General features: G+C 62.6%; 20 protein-coding genes. 19 read left to right on the forward strand and 1 reads right to left on the reverse strand.

Annotated features, from left to right (window positions below; genetic code table 11):
• Positions 1-11: 11 nt before the first annotated feature.
• Positions 12-4,229, forward strand: a complete 4,218-nt coding sequence (rpoC, locus tag ACQ4L4_RS24310; RefSeq protein WP_431101403.1) for a DNA-directed RNA polymerase subunit beta' — start codon at positions 12-14, stop codon at positions 4,227-4,229.
• A gap of 88 nt (positions 4,230-4,317) precedes the next feature.
• Here the strand turns inward: rpoC and ACQ4L4_RS24315 are convergent, their stop codons facing one another.
• A complete protein-coding gene (locus ACQ4L4_RS24315; RefSeq protein ID WP_431101404.1) occupies positions 4,318-4,821 on the reverse strand; it encodes a PIN domain-containing protein in 504 nt (167 codons plus the stop codon).
• 233 nt (positions 4,822-5,054) lie between these two features.
• On the opposite strand from ACQ4L4_RS24315, the gene rpsL reads away from it, so the two are divergent.
• The 18 genes from rpsL (at position 5,055) to rplX (ending at position 16,769) form a co-directional block, all read left to right on the forward strand.
• On the forward strand, positions 5,055-5,429 hold the full coding sequence (rpsL, locus tag ACQ4L4_RS24320; protein WP_067278874.1) for a 30S ribosomal protein S12: 375 nt from the start codon (positions 5,055-5,057) through the stop codon (positions 5,427-5,429).
• A 160-nt stretch (positions 5,430-5,589) separates the two neighbouring features.
• Entirely contained in the window at positions 5,590-6,060 is a 471-nt protein-coding gene (gene rpsG, locus ACQ4L4_RS24325; RefSeq protein ID WP_067070490.1) for a 30S ribosomal protein S7, read from the forward strand.
• Between the two features lie 69 nt (positions 6,061-6,129).
• Entirely contained in the window at positions 6,130-8,232 is a 2,103-nt protein-coding gene (gene fusA / locus ACQ4L4_RS24330; RefSeq protein WP_431101405.1) for an elongation factor G, read from the forward strand.
• Between the two features lie 158 nt (positions 8,233-8,390).
• Complete coding sequence (gene tuf / locus ACQ4L4_RS24335) at positions 8,391-9,581, forward strand: elongation factor Tu (protein ID WP_377158110.1); 1,191 nt, start codon at positions 8,391-8,393, stop codon at positions 9,579-9,581.
• Positions 9,582-9,715: 134 nt separating this feature from the next.
• Positions 9,716-10,030: a 30S ribosomal protein S10 gene (rpsJ, locus tag ACQ4L4_RS24340; protein ID WP_067278868.1), complete on the forward strand. Its 315-nt coding sequence runs from the start codon at positions 9,716-9,718 to the stop codon at positions 10,028-10,030.
• Between the two features lie 306 nt (positions 10,031-10,336).
• Positions 10,337-11,008 carry a 50S ribosomal protein L3 gene (gene rplC, locus ACQ4L4_RS24345; protein ID WP_377158107.1) on the forward strand — a complete coding sequence of 224 codons (672 nt, stop codon included), beginning with the start codon at positions 10,337-10,339 and terminating at the stop codon, positions 11,006-11,008.
• On the forward strand, positions 11,008-11,628 hold the full coding sequence (gene rplD, locus ACQ4L4_RS24350; RefSeq protein WP_431101406.1) for a 50S ribosomal protein L4: 621 nt from the start codon (positions 11,008-11,010) through the stop codon (positions 11,626-11,628). The genes rplC and rplD overlap by 1 nt, the downstream gene beginning before the upstream one ends.
• A complete protein-coding gene (gene rplW / locus ACQ4L4_RS24355; protein WP_377158104.1) occupies positions 11,625-11,939 on the forward strand; it encodes a 50S ribosomal protein L23 in 315 nt (104 codons plus the stop codon). Before rplD ends, rplW begins: the two co-directional genes overlap by 4 nt.
• The gene (gene rplB, locus ACQ4L4_RS24360) at positions 11,939-12,763 is read left to right on the forward strand and encodes a 50S ribosomal protein L2 (RefSeq protein ID WP_377158102.1); all 825 of its coding nucleotides are present in this window, start codon (positions 11,939-11,941) and stop codon (positions 12,761-12,763) included. Before rplW ends, rplB begins: the two co-directional genes overlap by 1 nt.
• Before the next feature lie 13 nt (positions 12,764-12,776).
• Entirely contained in the window at positions 12,777-13,055 is a 279-nt protein-coding gene (gene rpsS, locus ACQ4L4_RS24365) for a 30S ribosomal protein S19 (RefSeq protein ID WP_058933599.1), read from the forward strand.
• A gap of 11 nt (positions 13,056-13,066) precedes the next feature.
• On the forward strand, positions 13,067-13,396 hold the full coding sequence (gene rplV, locus ACQ4L4_RS24370; RefSeq protein WP_067283213.1) for a 50S ribosomal protein L22: 330 nt from the start codon (positions 13,067-13,069) through the stop codon (positions 13,394-13,396).
• A gap of 15 nt (positions 13,397-13,411) precedes the next feature.
• The gene (gene rpsC / locus ACQ4L4_RS24375) at positions 13,412-14,221 is read left to right on the forward strand and encodes a 30S ribosomal protein S3 (protein WP_377158101.1); all 810 of its coding nucleotides are present in this window, start codon (positions 13,412-13,414) and stop codon (positions 14,219-14,221) included.
• 12 nt (positions 14,222-14,233) lie between these two features.
• Positions 14,234-14,650 carry a 50S ribosomal protein L16 gene (gene rplP, locus ACQ4L4_RS24380; protein WP_297524278.1) on the forward strand — a complete coding sequence of 139 codons (417 nt, stop codon included), beginning with the start codon at positions 14,234-14,236 and terminating at the stop codon, positions 14,648-14,650.
• Positions 14,651-14,664: 14 nt separating this feature from the next.
• Positions 14,665-14,862 (forward strand): 50S ribosomal protein L29, encoded by a 198-nt coding sequence (gene rpmC, locus ACQ4L4_RS24385; protein ID WP_088404614.1) that lies wholly within the window; start codon positions 14,665-14,667, stop codon positions 14,860-14,862.
• The gene (gene rpsQ / locus ACQ4L4_RS24390; protein WP_067278841.1) at positions 14,859-15,128 is read left to right on the forward strand and encodes a 30S ribosomal protein S17; all 270 of its coding nucleotides are present in this window, start codon (positions 14,859-14,861) and stop codon (positions 15,126-15,128) included. Before rpmC ends, rpsQ begins: the two co-directional genes overlap by 4 nt.
• Before the next feature lie 161 nt (positions 15,129-15,289).
• Complete coding sequence (locus ACQ4L4_RS24395; RefSeq protein WP_431101407.1) at positions 15,290-15,799, forward strand: peroxiredoxin; 510 nt, start codon at positions 15,290-15,292, stop codon at positions 15,797-15,799.
• Between the two features lie 258 nt (positions 15,800-16,057).
• The gene (rplN, locus tag ACQ4L4_RS24400; RefSeq protein ID WP_058933605.1) at positions 16,058-16,426 is read left to right on the forward strand and encodes a 50S ribosomal protein L14; all 369 of its coding nucleotides are present in this window, start codon (positions 16,058-16,060) and stop codon (positions 16,424-16,426) included.
• Between the two features lie 25 nt (positions 16,427-16,451).
• Positions 16,452-16,769, forward strand: coding sequence for a 50S ribosomal protein L24 (gene rplX, locus ACQ4L4_RS24405; RefSeq protein ID WP_067278835.1), 318 nt, complete (start codon positions 16,452-16,454; stop codon positions 16,767-16,769).
• Positions 16,770-16,774: the final 5 nt, after the last annotated feature.

Here is a 16,774-nt window from a genome sequence, read left to right on the forward strand (position 1 = left end):
AGGAGAATCGTATGAAGGGTTTGTTGGACCTGTTCAAGCAATTCACGCCGGACGAACATTTCGACGCGATCAAGATCGGGCTGGCCTCGCCCGAGAAGATCCGCTCGTGGTCGTTCGGTGAAGTGAAGAAGCCCGAGACCATCAACTACCGGACGTTCAAGCCGGAACGTGATGGCCTGTTCTGCGCCAAGATCTTCGGCCCGATCAAGGACTACGAGTGCCTGTGCGGCAAGTACAAGCGCCTGAAGCACCGTGGCGTGATCTGCGAGAAGTGCGGCGTCGAAGTCACCCAGACCAAGGTGCGCCGTGAGCGCATGGGCCACATCGAGCTGGCCGCTCCGTGCGCGCACATCTGGTTCCTGAAGTCGCTGCCGTCGCGTCTGGGCCTGGTGCTCGACATGACGCTGCGCGACATCGAGCGCGTGCTGTACTTCGAAGCGTACGTCGTGGTGGATCCGGGCATGACCCCGCTGAAGAAGTTCAGCATCATGTCCGAGGACGACTACGACGCGAAGCGCATCGAGTTCGGTGACGAGTTCATCGCGCTGATGGGCGCCGAAGGCATCCAGAAGCTGCTGGCGGAAATGGATCTCGACGTCGAGATCGACCGCCTGCGCAACGACATGACCGGCTCCGAGCTGAAGATCAAGAAGAACTCCAAGCGCCTCAAGGTGATGGAGGCCTTCAAGCGCTCGGGCATCAAGCCGAACTGGATGGTGCTGGAAGTGCTGCCGGTGCTGCCGCCGGACCTGCGTCCGCTGGTGCCGCTGGATGGCGGCCGCTTCGCGACGTCGGACCTGAACGACCTGTACCGCCGCGTCATCAACCGCAACAACCGCCTGGCACGTCTGCTCGAGCTGAAGGCCCCTGAGATCATCGTGCGCAACGAAAAGCGCATGCTGCAGGAAGCCGTCGACTCGCTGCTGGACAACGGCCGCCGCGGCAAGGCGATGACCGGCGCGAACAAGCGCGCGCTCAAGTCCCTGGCGGACATGATCAAGGGCAAGAGCGGTCGCTTCCGTCAGAACCTGCTGGGCAAGCGCGTCGACTACTCGGGCCGTTCGGTCATCACCGTGGGCCCGACGCTCAAGCTGCACCAGTGCGGCCTGCCGAAGCTGATGGCGCTGGAGCTGTTCAAGCCCTTCATCTTCTCGCGCCTGGAAGCGATGGGCATCGCGACCACGATCAAGGCCGCGAAGAAGGAAGTCGAGAGCGGCACCCCCGTCGTCTGGGACATCCTGGAAGAGGTCATCAAGGAGCACCCGGTCCTGCTGAACCGCGCGCCGACGCTGCACCGCCTGGGCATCCAGGCGTTCGAGCCGGTGCTGATCGAAGGCAAGGCGATCCAGCTGCATCCGCTGGTCTGCGCGGCGTTCAACGCCGACTTCGACGGTGACCAGATGGCCGTCCACGTGCCGCTGTCGATCGAAGCGCAGATGGAAGCCCGCGTGCTGATGCTGGCTTCGAACAACGTGCTGTTCCCGGCCTCGGGCGAGCCGTCGATCGTGCCGTCGCAAGACGTGGTGCTGGGTCTGTACTACGCGACCCGCGAGCGCACCAACGGCAAGGGCGAGGGCATGGTCTTCTCGGACATCCCCGAGATGATCCGCGCGCTGGAGAACGGCGCGGTGGAGATCACCGCCAAGATCAGCGTGCGCCTGACCGAGTACGTCAAGGACGGCGAGGAATGGGTCGCCCAGACCAAGCTGACGGACACGACCGTCGGCCGTGCGCTGCTGTCCGAGATCCTGCCCAAGGGACTTCCCTTCTCCAACATCAACAAGGCGTTGAAGAAGAAGGAAATCTCCAAGCTGATCAACACGTCCTTCCGCAAGTGCGGCCTGAAGGAAACCGTGGTGCTGGCAGACAAGCTGCTGCAGGCCGGTTTCAAGCTGGCCACGCGCGCGGGCATCTCGATCGCCATCGACGACATGCTCGTGCCCAAGCAGAAGGTCGAGCTGATCGACCGGGCCGAGAAGGAAGTCAAGGAGATCGAGCAGCAGTACGTCTCGGGTCTCGTGACCGCCGGCGAGCGCTACAACAAGGTCGTCGACATCTGGGGCAAGACCGGTGACGAAGTCGGCAAGGTCATGATGTCGCAGCTGTCCAAGGAGAAGATCCTGGACCGCCACGGCAAGGAAGTCGAGCAGGAGTCGTTCAACTCGATCTACATGATGGCCGACTCGGGCGCGCGGGGTTCCGCGGCGCAGATCCGTCAGCTGGCCGGCATGCGCGGCCTGATGGCGAAGCCGGACGGCTCGATCATCGAGACGCCGATCACGGCGAACTTCCGCGAAGGCCTGAACGTTCTGCAGTACTTCATCTCCACCCACGGTGCTCGTAAGGGCCTGGCGGACACGGCGCTGAAGACCGCGAACTCGGGTTACCTGACCCGCCGCCTGGTCGACGTGACGCAGGATCTGGTCGTGACCGAATCCGATTGCGGCACGGACAACGGCATCAACATGCGCGCCCTGGTGGAAGGCGGTGAGGTGATCGAGTCCCTGCGTGACCGGATCCTGGGTCGCGTGGCCGCGATCGACGTCGTGCATCCGGAAACGCAAGGTGTCCTGCTCACCGCTGGCAACATGCTGGATGAGGACATCCTGGACATGCTGGAAGCTGCCGGCGTGGACGAGGTCAAGGTCCGCACCCCGCTGACCTGCGGCACCCGTTTCGGTCTGTGCGCGAAGTGCTATGGCCGTGACCTGGGCCGTGGCGGCATGGTGAACACCGGCGAAGCGGTCGGCGTCATCGCCGCCCAGTCGATCGGTGAACCCGGCACCCAGCTGACGATGCGGACGTTCCACATCGGCGGTGCGGCGTCGCGCGCGGCGGTGGCCTCGAGCGTGGAAGCGAAGTCGGACGGCATCATCGGCTTCAACGCCACGATGCGCTACGTCACGAACGGCAAGGGCGAACTGGTGGTGATCTCGCGTTCCGGCGAAATCGTCATCTCCGATCCGCACGGCCGTGAGCGCGAGCGTCACAAGGTGCCTTACGGCGCCCTGCTGAACATCAAGGCTGACCAGACCATCAAGGCCGGCACCATCCTGGCGACCTGGGACCCGCTGACCCGCCCGATCATCACGGAATTCGCCGGTCAGGCGAAGTTCGAGAACGTCGAGGAAGGCGTCACCGTGGCCAAGCAGGTCGACGAAGTGACGGGCCTGTCCACGCTGGTCGTGATCGACCCGAAGCGCCGCGGCGCTGCCAAGGTCATCCGCCCGCAGGTCAAGCTGCTCGACGCCAATGGCCAGGAAGTGAAGATCCCCGGCACCGATCACTCGGTGACGATCGGCTTCCAGGTCGGCTCGCTGGTCCAGATCCGCGACGGTCAGGAACTTGCTCCTGGCGAAGTCCTGGCCCGCATCCCGGTGGAAGGTCAGAAGACCCGCGACATTACCGGCGGTCTGCCGCGTGTCGCCGAGCTCTTCGAAGCCCGCTCGCCGAAGGACGCCGGCTTCCTGGCGGAGCAGACCGGCACGGTCTCGTTCGGCAAGGAGACCAAGGGCAAGGTCCGCCTCGAGATCACCGATCCGGAAGGTCGCAAGCACGAGCTGCTGGTGCCCAAGGAAAAGAACATCCTGGTGCACGAAGGCCAGGTGGTGAACCGCGGCGAACTGGTGGTCGACGGCCCGGCCGATCCGCAGGACATCCTGCGTCTGCTGGGCATCGAGGAACTGGCGCGCTACATCGTCGACGAAGTGCAGGACGTGTACCGTCTGCAGGGCGTGAAGATCAACGACAAGCACATCGAGGTGATCGTTCGCCAGATGCTGCGTCGCGTGCAGATCGTCAACCCGGGCGACTCGGCCTACATCGCCGGCGAGCAGGTCGAGCGTTCGGAGCTGCTGGACACCAACGACCGCCTGCGCAGCGAGGGCAAGCTGACCGTGACGCACGCCGACGTGCTGCTCGGTATCACGAAGGCCTCGCTGTCCACGGACTCGTTCATCTCCGCGGCGTCGTTCCAGGAAACGACCCGTGTGCTGACCGAAGCCGCGATCATGGGCAAGCGCGACGAACTCCGTGGTCTGAAGGAGAACGTCATCGTGGGTCGCCTGATTCCTGCCGGTACCGGCATGGCCTTCCACCAGGCGCGTCGCGCCAAGGAAGAAATGGACGACGCCGAGCGCCGTTCCATCGCCATCCAGGAAGCCGAGGAAATGGCGGCAGTGCAGCTGTCCGCGCTCGACGCGGCCAGCGACGCCAGCACCGGCGAGTAAACGCACCAACTGCATCGAGCCGCTTGCGGCTCGATCCGAAGGCTGCCGTCCCGCAAGGGCGGCAGCCTTTTTCATTGGCGCGACGAAATCAGGGCGTGGAGCTCGCCGCGTTCAGCTTCAGCCAGGCGGTGGGCGAAAGGATGGGAAGCCCGAGCTTCGCGGCACGTTTGGCCACCTTGAGCACGGCCCTGTCTCGGGAGATCAAGCTTGTCGAATGGGTCGTCGCCAATGCAAGGCCGAGATCGATGAACTTCTGGTCATCGGTATCGCTGCAGCGCGGGCGCGCAATGCCGAGTATGGGCTCGTCGACAAAGCAGCAGTGCTGGTCGAACGCTTCATGCACCCGCGCCAGGTTCGGTGCGTAGCGCGCGGCCACACCCCGTCCGATCACATGCAGAAGCTCCGCCTTCATGGCTGCCGTGGCCGTCCAATGCAAGCGCTGGCTTACTACCGCAGCTATCAATGGTGCGAGACTGGGCTCGTTGAAGACCAACCAGTCCATGACGACCTGCGTATCGAGGATGACCCAGGGCGCCGAGTCGTCGGCGTTGCCCGGATGCAGCGGAAAAGCGGTGGAGACGGCGTTGCTCATAGGGTCCGGGAGCATAGCGCCTTGTGTGTTCTGCCTGAACTCGCCTACAATCGCCGGCTCTCCAGCATGTCTTGATGCGTCTCGGGTCCAGGTTTCGAACGGGCCCCGGGTTGATTCGAGCGTGGTGCCGCAAGGCGCTGCGCTTTTGTCGCTTGTGGGATGCCGCGAATTCGTGGGCTTCCTGAAGGCCGAGACCGGCTGGGGTTGTGACTTCAAACGGGAACAAGTTACTTATGCCAACCATCAATCAGCTCGTTCGCCACGGTCGTGAGACCGAGGTGACGAAATCCAAGTCGCCGGCGATGCAGTCGTGCCCGCAACGTCGTGGCGTCTGCACCCGCGTGTACACCACCACCCCGAAGAAGCCGAACTCGGCGCTTCGTAAGGTTGCCAAGGTTCGCCTGACCAACGGTTTCGAGGTCATCTCGTACATCGGCGGTGAAGGCCACAACCTGCAAGAGCACAGCGTCGTGCTCGTGCGCGGCGGCCGGGTCAAGGACTTGCCGGGTGTGCGTTACCACATCGTGCGCGGTTCGCTCGACCTGCAAGGCGTCAAGGATCGCAAGCAATCGCGTTCCAAGTACGGCGCGAAGCGCCCGAAGAAGTAAGGCTCTACAGCCAAGGTCTTGGTGGCCGAGAGGTCATCGAATATTTGCGGCCCGAGTGCCTGTGCACCGGCAGCCGAGTAAGTGGATCCCCCCAGATGTCGGTGGAGATCCGCGGCGGGGCGAGAGCCCTGACCAACTGAAGCATTGAAGGAAGAATCCCATGCCACGTCGTCGCGAAGTACCCAAGCGCGAGATCCTGCCGGACCCGAAGTTCGGAAGCGTTGATCTGTCCAAGTTCATGAACGTCATCATGGAATCGGGCAAGAAGGCCGTTGCCGAGCGCATCATTTATGGCGCGCTGGAGCAAGTCGAGCAGAAGTCCGGCAAGGACCCGCTTGAGATCTTCATGATCGCGATCAACAACGTGAAGCCCATGGTCGAAGTGAAGTCCCGTCGCGTTGGCGGTGCGAACTACCAAGTTCCCGTGGAAGTTCGCCCCGTCCGCCGTCTGGCCCTCGCCATGCGCTGGTTGAAGGAATCCGCGCGCAAGCGTGGTGAGAAGTCGATGGCCCAACGTCTGGCCAACGAACTGCTGGAGGCCTCCGAAGGCCGTGGTGGCGCGATGAAGAAGCGCGACGAAGTCCACCGCATGGCAGACGCCAACAAGGCGTTCTCGCACTTCCGCTTCTAATCAAGACCTCTCTGGCCGCCACGGGTTACTACTGACCCGATGGCGGCTCCATGCATTTGGAGTGACACCATGTCCCGCAAGACCCCCATCGAGCGCTACCGCAACATCGGTATCTCGGCGCACATCGATGCCGGCAAGACCACCACGACGGAACGCATCCTGTATTACACCGGTGTGAACCACAAGATCGGTGAAGTGCACGACGGCGCTGCCACGATGGACTGGATGGAGCAGGAACAAGAGCGCGGCATCACGATCACGTCGGCCGCGACGACCTGCTTCTGGAAGGGCATGGACATGTCCTACCCCGAGCATCGCTTCAACATCATCGACACGCCCGGACACGTGGACTTCACGATTGAAGTCGAACGTTCGATGCGCGTGCTGGACGGCGCCTGCATGGTGTACTGCGCCGTCGGTGGCGTGCAGCCCCAGTCGGAAACCGTCTGGCGCCAGGCCAACAAGTACCGCGTGCCGCGTCTGGCGTTCGTGAACAAGATGGACCGTACCGGTGCCAACTTCTTCAAGGTCGTCGACCAGATGAAGACCCGCCTGAAGGCGAACCCGGTGCCCATCGTGATCCCCATCGGCGCCGAAGAGAACTTCACCGGCGTGGTGGACCTGCTCAAGATGAAGGCCATCATCTGGGACGAAGCGTCCCAGGGCATGAAGTTCGAGTATCAGGACATCCCGGCCAACCTCGTCGACACCGCCAACGAATGGCGCGAGAAGATGGTCGAAGCCGCTGCGGAAGCCACCGAAGAGCTGATGAACAAGTACCTCGAGACGGGCGACCTGACCGAGGAAGAGATCAAGCTGGCGATCCGCAAGCGCACCATCGCGACCGAGATCCAGCCGATGCTGTGCGGCACCGCGTTCAAGAACAAGGGCGTGCAGCGCATGCTGGATGCCGTCATCGACTTCCTGCCGTCGCCGCTGGACATCCCGCCGGTCTCGGGCACGGACGAAGATGAGCAGCCGATCTCGCGTCAGCGTACCGACGAAGAAAAGTTCTCGGCGCTGGCCTTCAAGCTGATGACCGACCCGTACGTCGGCCAACTGACCTTCGTGCGCGTCTATTCGGGCGTGCTGCAGTCGGGTGCGACCGTCTACAACCCGGTCCGCGGCAAGAAGGAGCGTATCGGCCGGATCCTGCAGATGCACGCCAACCAGCGTGAAGAAATCAAGGAAATTCTGGCGGGCGACATTGCTGCCTGCGTGGGCCTGAAGGACGTCACCACGGGCGAAACCCTGTGCGACCCCGACAGCATCATCACGCTGGAGCGCATGGTCTTCCCGGAGCCGGTGATCTCGCAGGCCGTCGAGCCGAAGACCAAGGCTGACCAGGAAAAGATGGGCATCGCGCTGGGTCGTCTGGCGGCCGAAGATCCGTCCTTCCGCCTGCGCACCGACGAAGAGTCCGGCCAGACCATCATTTCCGGCATGGGCGAGCTTCACCTGGAAATCATCGTCGACCGCATGAAGCGCGAATTCGGCGTGGAAGCCAACGTGGGCAAGCCGCAAGTCGCCTACCGCGAAACGGTCCGCAAGTCGGTGACCGACGTTGAAGGCAAGTTCGTGCGCCAGTCGGGCGGCAAGGGCCAGTACGGTCACGTCGTGTTCTCGCTGGAACCGCAAGAGGCCGGCAAGGGCTTCGAGTTCGTTGACGCCATCAAGGGCGGCGTGGTGCCCCGCGAGTTCATCCCCGCGGTCGAGAAGGGTGTCATCGACAGCCTGCCGAACGGCGTGCTGGCCGGCTACCCGGTCGTGGACGTGAAGGTCACGCTGACCTTCGGTTCGTACCATGACGTGGACTCGAACGAAAACGCGTTCAAGATGGCCGCCTCGATGGGCTTCAAGGAAGCCTGCCGTCGCGCCAGCCCGGTCATTCTCGAGCCGATGATGGCCGTGGAAGTCGAAACGCCGGAAGACTATGCTGGTACGGTGATGGGCGATCTGTCCAGCCGTCGTGGCATGGTGCAAGGCATGGACGACATGATCGGTGGCGGCAAGATCATCAAGGCGGAGGTTCCTCTGTCCGAGATGTTCGGCTACTCGACCTCGCTGCGTTCGGCCACGCAAGGCCGTGCGACGTACACGATGGAGTTCAAGCACTACAGCGAAGCTCCGAAGAACGTTGCTGACGCGATCATCACTGCTCGCGCAAAGTGATGACCTGAGCCGGTGCTCTGGAGTGCCGGCTCGTTTCGTTCTCGATCGTCGAATCGTCTTCGCAGTGACTCCTCCCGGTTGCCGGTCGCCGGGGATACAGGACGCTGCGGAAACGCTAAACCAACAGACCGGGCAAATGCTCTTTTTGGAGAATTGAAATGGCAAAAGGCAAGTTTGAACGTACCAAGCCGCACGTGAACGTGGGCACGATTGGTCACGTTGACCATGGCAAGACGACGCTGACGGCCGCGATCGCGACCGTGCTGTCGAAGAAGTTCGGCGGCGAAGCCAAGGCGTACGACCAGATCGACGCGGCGCCGGAAGAGAAGGCGCGTGGCATCACGATCAACACCGCGCACGTCGAGTACGAGACGGCCAACCGCCACTACGCGCACGTTGACTGCCCGGGCCACGCTGACTATGTGAAGAACATGATCACGGGCGCGGCTCAGATGGACGGCGCGATCCTGGTGTGCTCGGCCGCTGACGGCCCGATGCCCCAGACCCGCGAGCACATCCTGCTGGCGCGTCAGGTGGGTGTGAAGTTCATCATCGTCTTCCTGAACAAGTGCGACATGGTGGACGACGCCGAGCTGCTGGAGCTGGTGGAGATGGAAGTCCGCGAGCTGCTGAGCAAGTACGACTTCCCGGGCGACGACACGCCGATCATCAAGGGTTCGGCCAAGCTGGCGCTGGAAGGCGACACGGGCGATCTGGGCGAGCAGGCCATCATGCGCCTGGCTGACGCGCTGGACACGTACATCCCCCAGCCGGACCGTGCCGTTGACGGCGCGTTCCTGCTGCCGGTGGAAGACGTGTTCTCGATCTCGGGCCGCGGCACCGTGGTGACGGGTCGTGTCGAGCGCGGCATCATCAAGGTCGGCGAGGAAATCGAGATCGTCGGTATCCGCGAAGTGCAGAAGACGACCGTGACCGGCGTGGAAATGTTCCGCAAGCTGCTGGACCAGGGTCAAGCCGGCGACAACGTCGGTATCCTGCTGCGCGGCACCAAGCGTGAAGACGTCGAGCGCGGCCAGGTGCTGGCCAAGCCCGGCTCGATCAAGCCGCACACCCACTTCACCGCTGAGATCTACGTTCTGAGCAAGGAAGAGGGCGGCCGTCACACCCCGTTCTTCAACAACTACCGTCCCCAGTTCTACTTCCGCACGACGGACGTGACTGGCGCCGTGGAGCTGCCGAAGGACAAGGAAATGGTCATGCCTGGCGACAACGTCAGCATCACCGTGAAGCTGATCGCTCCGATCGCCATGGAGCAGGGTCTGCGCTTCGCCATCCGTGAAGGCGGTCGTACCGTCGGCTCGGGCGTCGTGGCCACCATCATCGAGTAAATCTTTTGCTGGTACCCGCCGGGTACCGGTAAGGCGCGCCACTCGTTTCGGCGAGCGGCGAGTCCCGAACTCGGCGGCGCCATCGCTGCCTCCGCGATGCTTCGCGCATCGCGTCGCTCTTTGAAGGAAAAGTCATGTCTACCAAGCAAAAGATCCGCATCCGGCTGAAGGCCTTCGATTACAAGCTGATCGACCAATCGGCTCTGGAAATCGTGGAAACAGCCAAGCGCACCGGCGCGATCGTCAAGGGTCCCGTGCCCCTGCCGACCCGCAAGGAACGTTTCGACATCCTGCGTTCGCCGCACGTCAACAAGACGTCGCGCGACCAGTTTGAAATCCGCACCCACCAGCGTCTGATGGACATCGTCGATCCGACCGACAAGACGGTCGACGCGCTGATGAAGCTGGACCTGCCGGCCGGCGTGGACGTCGAGATCAAGCTGCAGTGATGCGGCTGGGCGCTGGAGTGATCCAGCCGCTCTCTGGAAGGCGACCTTCGGGTCGCCTTTTTCTTTGGCGCAGCTGGCGCTCTGCTTGCGGTGCAGTCAGGGTTGGCGCTATACTCCGCAGCTTTTCCGCGCCGGGATTTCCTGGTGCGGTTTCGTCGCATCGCCGTCGAAGGGTTTGGGGCCTTTACCCCTGGCCTCATCGAAGGAGCGATGCTTGTCGGCCCGGCCAATCGATGTCGGGTGTGTGAAATGACTTCAGGTGCACGGCGGTGTCTCCGTCGGTGCGTTCGGGGTCAGGAGAAAACCATGAGTCTTAGCAATCGTCTCGGATTGCTGGGCCGCAAGGTGGGCATGATGCGTGTGTTCACGGTCGACGGTGATACCGTCCCCGTGACCGTGCTGGACGTGTCCAACAACCGCGTGACCCAGATCAAGACCGAAGAAACCGACGGCTACAGCGCCATCCAAGTGACCTACGGCGCGCGCAAGGCGTCCCGTGTCACGAAGCCGCAAGCGGGTCACCTCGCCAAGGCTGGTGTTGAAGCCGGTGAAATCATCAAAGAATTCCGCGTGGATGCTGCGGTCGCCGCCGAATACAAGGCTGGCGCACAAGTCCCCGTGACGCTGTTCGCCGCCGGCCAACTGGTCGATGTGCAGGGCACGTCGATCGGTAAGGGCTTCGCGGGCACCATCAAGCGCCACAACTTCGGTTCGCAGCGCGCTTCGCACGGTAACAGCCGCTCGCACAATGTTCCTGGCTCCATCTCGATGGCGCAGGATCCGGGCCGGGTGTTCCCGGGCAAGAAGATGTCGGGCCACCTCGGCGACGTCACCGTGACCGTCCAGAATCTGGACGTGGTCCGTATCGACGAAGCCCGCCAGCTGGTTCTGGTCCGTGGTGCGGTTCCTGGCGCGAAGGAAGGATTCGTCGTGATCCACCCGGCCGTCAAGGTCAAGGCCAAGAAGGGAGCCAACTGATGCAACTCGAGCTCCTGAATGAGCAGGGTCAGGCGACGTCGAAGGTCGACGCTCCCGACACCCTTTTCGCTCGTGATTACAACGAAGCCCTGGTGCACCAGGTGGTCGTGGCCTATCAGGCCAACGCCCGCCAAGGCACTCGCGCCCAGCTGACCCGCGCTGAAGTCCGTCACTCGACGAAGAAGCCGTTCCGTCAAAAGGGCACCGGCAACGCGCGTGCTGGTATGACCTCCTCGCCGCTGTGGCGTGGGGGCGGTCGCATCTTCCCGAACAAGCCCGACGAGAACTTCTCGCACAAGCTGAACAAGAAGATGTACCGCGCTGGCATGGTTGCGATCCTGTCGCAACTGGCTCGCGAAGGTCGTCTGGCTGTGGTGGACTCGATCTCGATCGAAGCCCCGAAGACCAAGCTGCTGGCCGCCAAGCTCAAGGGCATGGGTCTGAATCACGTCATGGTGATCTCCGACCAGGTGGACGACAACCTGCTGCTCGCTTCGCGCAATCTGCCGAACGTGCTGGTCGTTGAGCCGCGTTACGTCGATCCGCTGTCGCTGGTCTTCTACAAGAAGGTCCTCGTGACGAAGGCTGCGATCGAGCAACTGAAGGAGATGCTGGCATGAGCGCGCCCAAGTTTGCTGATGGCCGTCTGGCCAAGGTGCTGCTCGCTCCGATCGTGTCCGAGAAGGCCACGATGGCTGGTGAAAAGCACAACCAAGTCCTGTTCAAGGTCTTGCGCGACGCGACGAAGCTCGAGATCAAGGCCGCTGTTGAACTGATGTTCAAGGTCGAGGTCGATGCGGTGAACGTCGTCAACGTCAAGGGCAAGACCAAGCGCTTCGGCGGTCGTCAAGGCCGTCGCGACCACGTCAAGAAGGCGTATGTGTCGCTGAAGGCTGGCCAGGAGCTCAACTTCTCCGGGGAGGCTGCGTAATGGCCGTCGTTAAAGTCAAGCCGACTTCGCCTGGCCGTCGTGGCGTGGTGAAGGTGGTGCACAAGCACCTGCACAAGGGCGCTCCCGAGGCTTCGCTGCTCGAGCCCCAGAAGCAGAACTCTGGCCGTAACAACAACGGTCACATCACGGTGCGCCACAAGGGCGGTGGTCACAAGCACCACTACCGCGTGGTCGACTTCCGTCGCAACAAGGATGGCATCCCGGCGAAGGTCGAGCGCATCGAGTACGACCCGAACCGCACGGCTCATATCGCCCTGGTGTGCTATGCCGATGGTGAGCGTCGCTACATCATTGCGCCGCGCAATCTGGAAGTCGGTTCGACGATCCTGAGCGGAGCCGAAGCTCCGATCAAGGTCGGCAACACCCTGCCGATCCGCAACATCCCCGTGGGTTCGACGATCCATTGCGTGGAACTGCTGCCGAGCAAGGGTGCCCAGATCGCCCGCTCCGCCGGTACCTCCGTGGTGCTGATGGCGCGTGATGGTTCGTACGCTCAGATCCGTCTGCGCTCCGGCGAAGTCCGCCGCGTGCACATCGACTGCCGTGCCACCATCGGTGAGGTGAGCAACGAAGAGCACAGCCTGCGTCAGTACGGCAAGGCCGGCGCCATCCGCTGGAAGGGCATCCGCCCGACCGTGCGTGGTACCGCCATGAACCCGGTCGACCACCCGCACGGTGGTGGTGAGGGTCGTACGGGTGAAGGTCAGGCCCCTGTGTCGCCGTGGAACACCCTGACGAAGGGCTACCGCACTCGCAACAACAAGCGCACGCAGACTTTCATCGTCTCGCGTCGCAAGAAGTAAGGGGTAGACCAACATGGCTCGTTCCCTCAAGAAGGGTCCCTTCGTGGACCATCACCTGATGGCCAAGGTCGACAAGGCCGTTGCCATCAAGGACAAGAAGCCCATCAAGACCTGGTCGCGTCGTTCGACGATCCTGCCCGAGTTCATCGGTCTGACGATCGCCGTGCACAACGGCAAGCAGCACGTGCCGGTCTATGTGTCGGACCAGATGGTCGGTCACAAGCTGGGTGAGTTCGCTCTGACCCGCACCTTCAAAGGCCACCCGGCCGACAAGAAGGCCGGCAAGAAGTAAGGATGACGACGATGGAAACCAAAGCAATCGTTCGTGGCGTCCGCCTGTCGTTTGATAAGGGTCGCCTGGTGGCGGACCTGATCCGCGGCAAGAAGGTGGATCAAGCGCTGAACATCCTCGAGTTCACCCAGAAGAAGGCCGCGCTGATCATCAAGAAGGCGCTGGAATCGGCGATCGCCAATGCCGAGCACAACGACGGTGCCGACATTGACGAGCTGAAGGTCACTTCGATCTACGTGGAGCAGGGCACCACGCTGAAGCGGTTCTCCGCGCGCGCCAAGGGCCGCGGCAATCGCATCAGCAAGCCGACCTGCCATATCTACGTGACCGTCGGCCACTGAGCCTGAAGGAAGACTATGGGACAGAAAATTCATCCGACTGGCTTCCGCCTGCCCGTCACCCGTAACTGGGCGTCGCGCTGGTACGCGAACAACCAGAACTTCGCCAGCATGCTGGCCGAGGATCTGCAAGTCCGCGAGTTCCTGAAGGCCAAGCTGAAGAACGCCGCCGTTTCGCGCATCCTGATCGAGCGTCCTGCGAAGAACGCCCGCATCACGATCTTCTCGGCCCGTCCGGGCGTGGTGATCGGCAAGAAGGGCGAGGACATCGAGAACCTGAAGGCCGAACTGACCAAGCGTCTGGGCGTGCCTGTCGCGGTCAACATCGAGGAAGTGCGCAAGCCCGAAATCGATGCCCAACTGATCGCCGACTCGATCACCCAGCAGCTGGAAAAGCGCATCATGTTCCGTCGCGCCATGAAGCGCGCGATGCAGAACGCGATGCGTCTGGGCGCTCAGGGCATCAAGATCATGTCCGCTGGCCGTCTGAACGGCATCGAAATCGCTCGTACCGAGTGGTATCGCGAAGGTCGTGTGCCTCTGCACACCCTGAAGGCTGACATCGATTACGGCTTCTCCGAAGCCAAGACCACCTACGGCGTGATTGGCGTCAAGGTGTGGGTGTACCGCGGTGACCGCCTGGCCAATGGCGAGGCTCCCGTGATCAACACCCCCCCGGGTGCCGAAGATGATCGTCGTCCCCGTCGCAATGCCCGTCCGGGCGCGCCGGGTGGCCGTGGTCGTGGCGACAAGCCTGCCGAAGGCGGCGACAAGCCTGCTGCGAAGCGTGTGGTGCGCAAGCCCGCCGCTGACGGCGGCCAGGCGTAAGGAGAACTCAACATGCTGCAACCCGCTCGTCGCAAATACCGCAAGGAGCAAAAGGGCCGCAACACTGGTGTTGCTACCCGCGGCGCGACCGTCGCTTTCGGTGACTTCGGCCTGAAGGCCACCGAGCGCGGCCGTATCACGGCTCGTCAGATCGAAGCGGCTCGCCGCGCCATCTCGCGTCACATCAAGCGCGGTGGCCGGATTTTCATCCGCATCTTCCCGGACAAGCCGATCTCGCAAAAGCCTGCCGAAGTCCGTATGGGTAACGGCAAGGGCAACCCGGAGTACTACGTGGCTGAGATCCAGCCCGGCAAGGTGCTCTACGAGATCAACGGCGTGCCTGAGGCTCTGGCGCGCGAGGCGTTCACGCTGGCCGCTGCCAAGCTGCCCTTGCGCTGCACCTTCGTGGCCCGCCAGCTCGGCGCCTGATTGGAGAACACCCCATGAAAGCATCTGAACTGCGCGCGAAAGACGTGGCTGCCCTGAAGAAGGAAGTCACTGATCTGCTGAAGGCCCACTTTGGTCTGCGCATGCAAAAGGCGACGCAACAACTGACCAACACTTCGGTGCTGGGCAACACGCGTCGTGACATCGCCCGCGCCAAGACCATCCTGGCCGAGAAGAAGGGAGCCGCGAAATGACGCAAGCTCAAGAGAAGAACACCCGCACCCTGATCGGTCGCGTCGTCAGCGACAAGCGCGCCAAGACGATCACCGTGCTGGTTGAGCGCCGTGCCAAGCACGAGCTCTACGGCAAGATCGTGGCCCGTTCCCGCAAGTACCACGCCCATGACGAAAATGGCGAGTACAAGATGGGTGACGTGGTCGAGATCGCCGAAGGCCGTCCGCTGTCGAAGACCAAGAGCTGGGTTGTGACCCGCCTGGTCCAGAAGGCTCAGTTGGTCTGATCGCCGATGTCGCGCGCTGCGCGCGACGTGTGCCTGGAGCGGGTGACCGCTCCGTGCTCGCAAATGGCTGGTACATCGGTATCCCGGTGTCCAGCCATTTTTCATTTTTCGCGGCACACTCTGCCGCTTTCATCAACCGACAACAGAATCAGGAGCGCGACATGCTGAAAGTAGGCGATCGACTGCCAAGTGGCAATCTGCAGGAATTCATTGAGGTCGAGGGTGAAGGTTGCTCGCTCGGCCCGAACAGCTTCGACATCGAGAAGCTGACTGCAGGAAAGACCGTAGCGATCTTCGCGCTGCCTGGCGCGTTCACGCCGACCTGTTCCGCGCAGCACGTCCCGGGCTACGTCGCTCAGGCTGAGGCGCTCAGGGCGGCCGGCGTGGATGAGATCTGGTGTGTGTCTGTCAACGACGCGTTCGTGATGGGCGCCTGGGGTCGTGAGCAGAAGACCTCCGGCAAGGTGCGCATGATGGCCGACGGCAGTGCCATGTTCACTCAGGCCACTGGTTTGACGCTGGACCTGACCGCTCGAGGCATGGGTCTGCGCTCGCAGCGCTACTCGATGCTGGTCAGAGATGGCGTGGTCAAGAGCCTGAACATCGAGGCTCCTGGCAAGTTCGAGGTCAGCGACGCCGGAACGCTGCTCAAGCAGGCGCAGTCGCTCTGACACGCATCAACAACAGTTGACAGGCGGATTGTGCTTGCCGCATAATCCGTAGCTTCGCCGAATGGTGGCTCCGTCGCTCGATGGGTTCTGTGACCAGCTCACAGGGCAGCCGCCTTCGGTTCTAGGTTTCTTGCCCATTTAGGCCAGACGCGGGTCGCCGCAAGGTGACAGGTGATTGGCTTACGGGCCCAAGACTGACCGCTCTCTGGATGGCTGCGATGGTCGCAGTTGCCTGAGCGGGAAAAGTTGGGGACAGACATGATCCAAATGCAATCGCGACTCGACGTCGCGGACAACACTGGCGCCAAGTCCGTCATGTGCATCAAGGTGCTTGGTGGTTCCAAGCGTCGTTATGCCCATATTGGCGACATCATCAAGGTCAGCATCAAGGAAGCTGCGCCGCGTGGCCGCGTCAAAAAGGGCGAGGTTTACAACGCGGTGGTCGTGCGCACTGCCAAGGGTGTGCGCCGCCAGGACGGCTCCCTGGTCAAGTTCGACGGCAATGCCGCCGTGCTGCTGAACGCCAAGCTGGAGCCCATCGGCACCCGCATCTTCGGCCCGGTCACGCGTGAACTGCGTACCGAGCGCTTCATGAAGATCGTGTCGCTGGCGCCTGAGGTGCTCTAAGCCCCGCTCAGACAAAGGTATTGCCATGAACAAGATTCGCACAGGCGACGAGATCATCGTCCTGACCGGCCGCGACAAGGGTAAGCGCGGCACCGTGACGCTGCGCGTGGACGCTGACCACGTCGTGATCGACGGCATCAACGTCGTCAAGAAGCACGTCAAGCCGAACCCGCTGAAGGGCACGACTGGCGGCATCGTCGACAAGTCCATGCCCATCCATCAATCCAACGTGGCGATCTTCAACGCCGCTTCCGGCAAGGCCGATCGCGTGGGCATCAAGCTCGGCGCCGACGGCAAGCGGGTGCGCGTGTTCAAGTCGACCGGCGAAGAGATCAAGGCCTAAGGGGT

Origin of the sequence: Roseateles noduli (genome assembly GCF_050626985.1) — a bacterium.
GTDB lineage: Bacteria > Pseudomonadota > Gammaproteobacteria > Burkholderiales > Burkholderiaceae_C > Roseateles > Roseateles noduli_A.

Coding starts and splice junctions, on each gene's coding strand:
- rpoC (WP_431101403.1), top strand. CDS start 12: ATGAAGGGTTTGTTGGACCTGTTCAAGCAATTCACGCCGGACGAACAT.
- ACQ4L4_RS24315 (WP_431101404.1), bottom strand. CDS start 4,821: ATGAGCAACGCCGTCTCCACCGCTTTTCCGCTGCATCCGGGCAACGCC.
- rpsL (WP_067278874.1), top strand. CDS start 5,055: ATGCCAACCATCAATCAGCTCGTTCGCCACGGTCGTGAGACCGAGGTG.
- rpsG (WP_067070490.1), top strand. CDS start 5,590: ATGCCACGTCGTCGCGAAGTACCCAAGCGCGAGATCCTGCCGGACCCG.
- fusA (WP_431101405.1), top strand. CDS start 6,130: ATGTCCCGCAAGACCCCCATCGAGCGCTACCGCAACATCGGTATCTCG.
- tuf (WP_377158110.1), top strand. CDS start 8,391: ATGGCAAAAGGCAAGTTTGAACGTACCAAGCCGCACGTGAACGTGGGC.
- rpsJ (WP_067278868.1), top strand. CDS start 9,716: ATGTCTACCAAGCAAAAGATCCGCATCCGGCTGAAGGCCTTCGATTAC.
- rplC (WP_377158107.1), top strand. CDS start 10,337: ATGAGTCTTAGCAATCGTCTCGGATTGCTGGGCCGCAAGGTGGGCATG.
- rplD (WP_431101406.1), top strand. CDS start 11,008: ATGCAACTCGAGCTCCTGAATGAGCAGGGTCAGGCGACGTCGAAGGTC.
- rplW (WP_377158104.1), top strand. CDS start 11,625: ATGAGCGCGCCCAAGTTTGCTGATGGCCGTCTGGCCAAGGTGCTGCTC.
- rplB (WP_377158102.1), top strand. CDS start 11,939: ATGGCCGTCGTTAAAGTCAAGCCGACTTCGCCTGGCCGTCGTGGCGTG.
- rpsS (WP_058933599.1), top strand. CDS start 12,777: ATGGCTCGTTCCCTCAAGAAGGGTCCCTTCGTGGACCATCACCTGATG.
- rplV (WP_067283213.1), top strand. CDS start 13,067: ATGGAAACCAAAGCAATCGTTCGTGGCGTCCGCCTGTCGTTTGATAAG.
- rpsC (WP_377158101.1), top strand. CDS start 13,412: ATGGGACAGAAAATTCATCCGACTGGCTTCCGCCTGCCCGTCACCCGT.
- rplP (WP_297524278.1), top strand. CDS start 14,234: ATGCTGCAACCCGCTCGTCGCAAATACCGCAAGGAGCAAAAGGGCCGC.
- rpmC (WP_088404614.1), top strand. CDS start 14,665: ATGAAAGCATCTGAACTGCGCGCGAAAGACGTGGCTGCCCTGAAGAAG.
- rpsQ (WP_067278841.1), top strand. CDS start 14,859: ATGACGCAAGCTCAAGAGAAGAACACCCGCACCCTGATCGGTCGCGTC.
- ACQ4L4_RS24395 (WP_431101407.1), top strand. CDS start 15,290: ATGCTGAAAGTAGGCGATCGACTGCCAAGTGGCAATCTGCAGGAATTC.
- rplN (WP_058933605.1), top strand. CDS start 16,058: ATGATCCAAATGCAATCGCGACTCGACGTCGCGGACAACACTGGCGCC.
- rplX (WP_067278835.1), top strand. CDS start 16,452: ATGAACAAGATTCGCACAGGCGACGAGATCATCGTCCTGACCGGCCGC.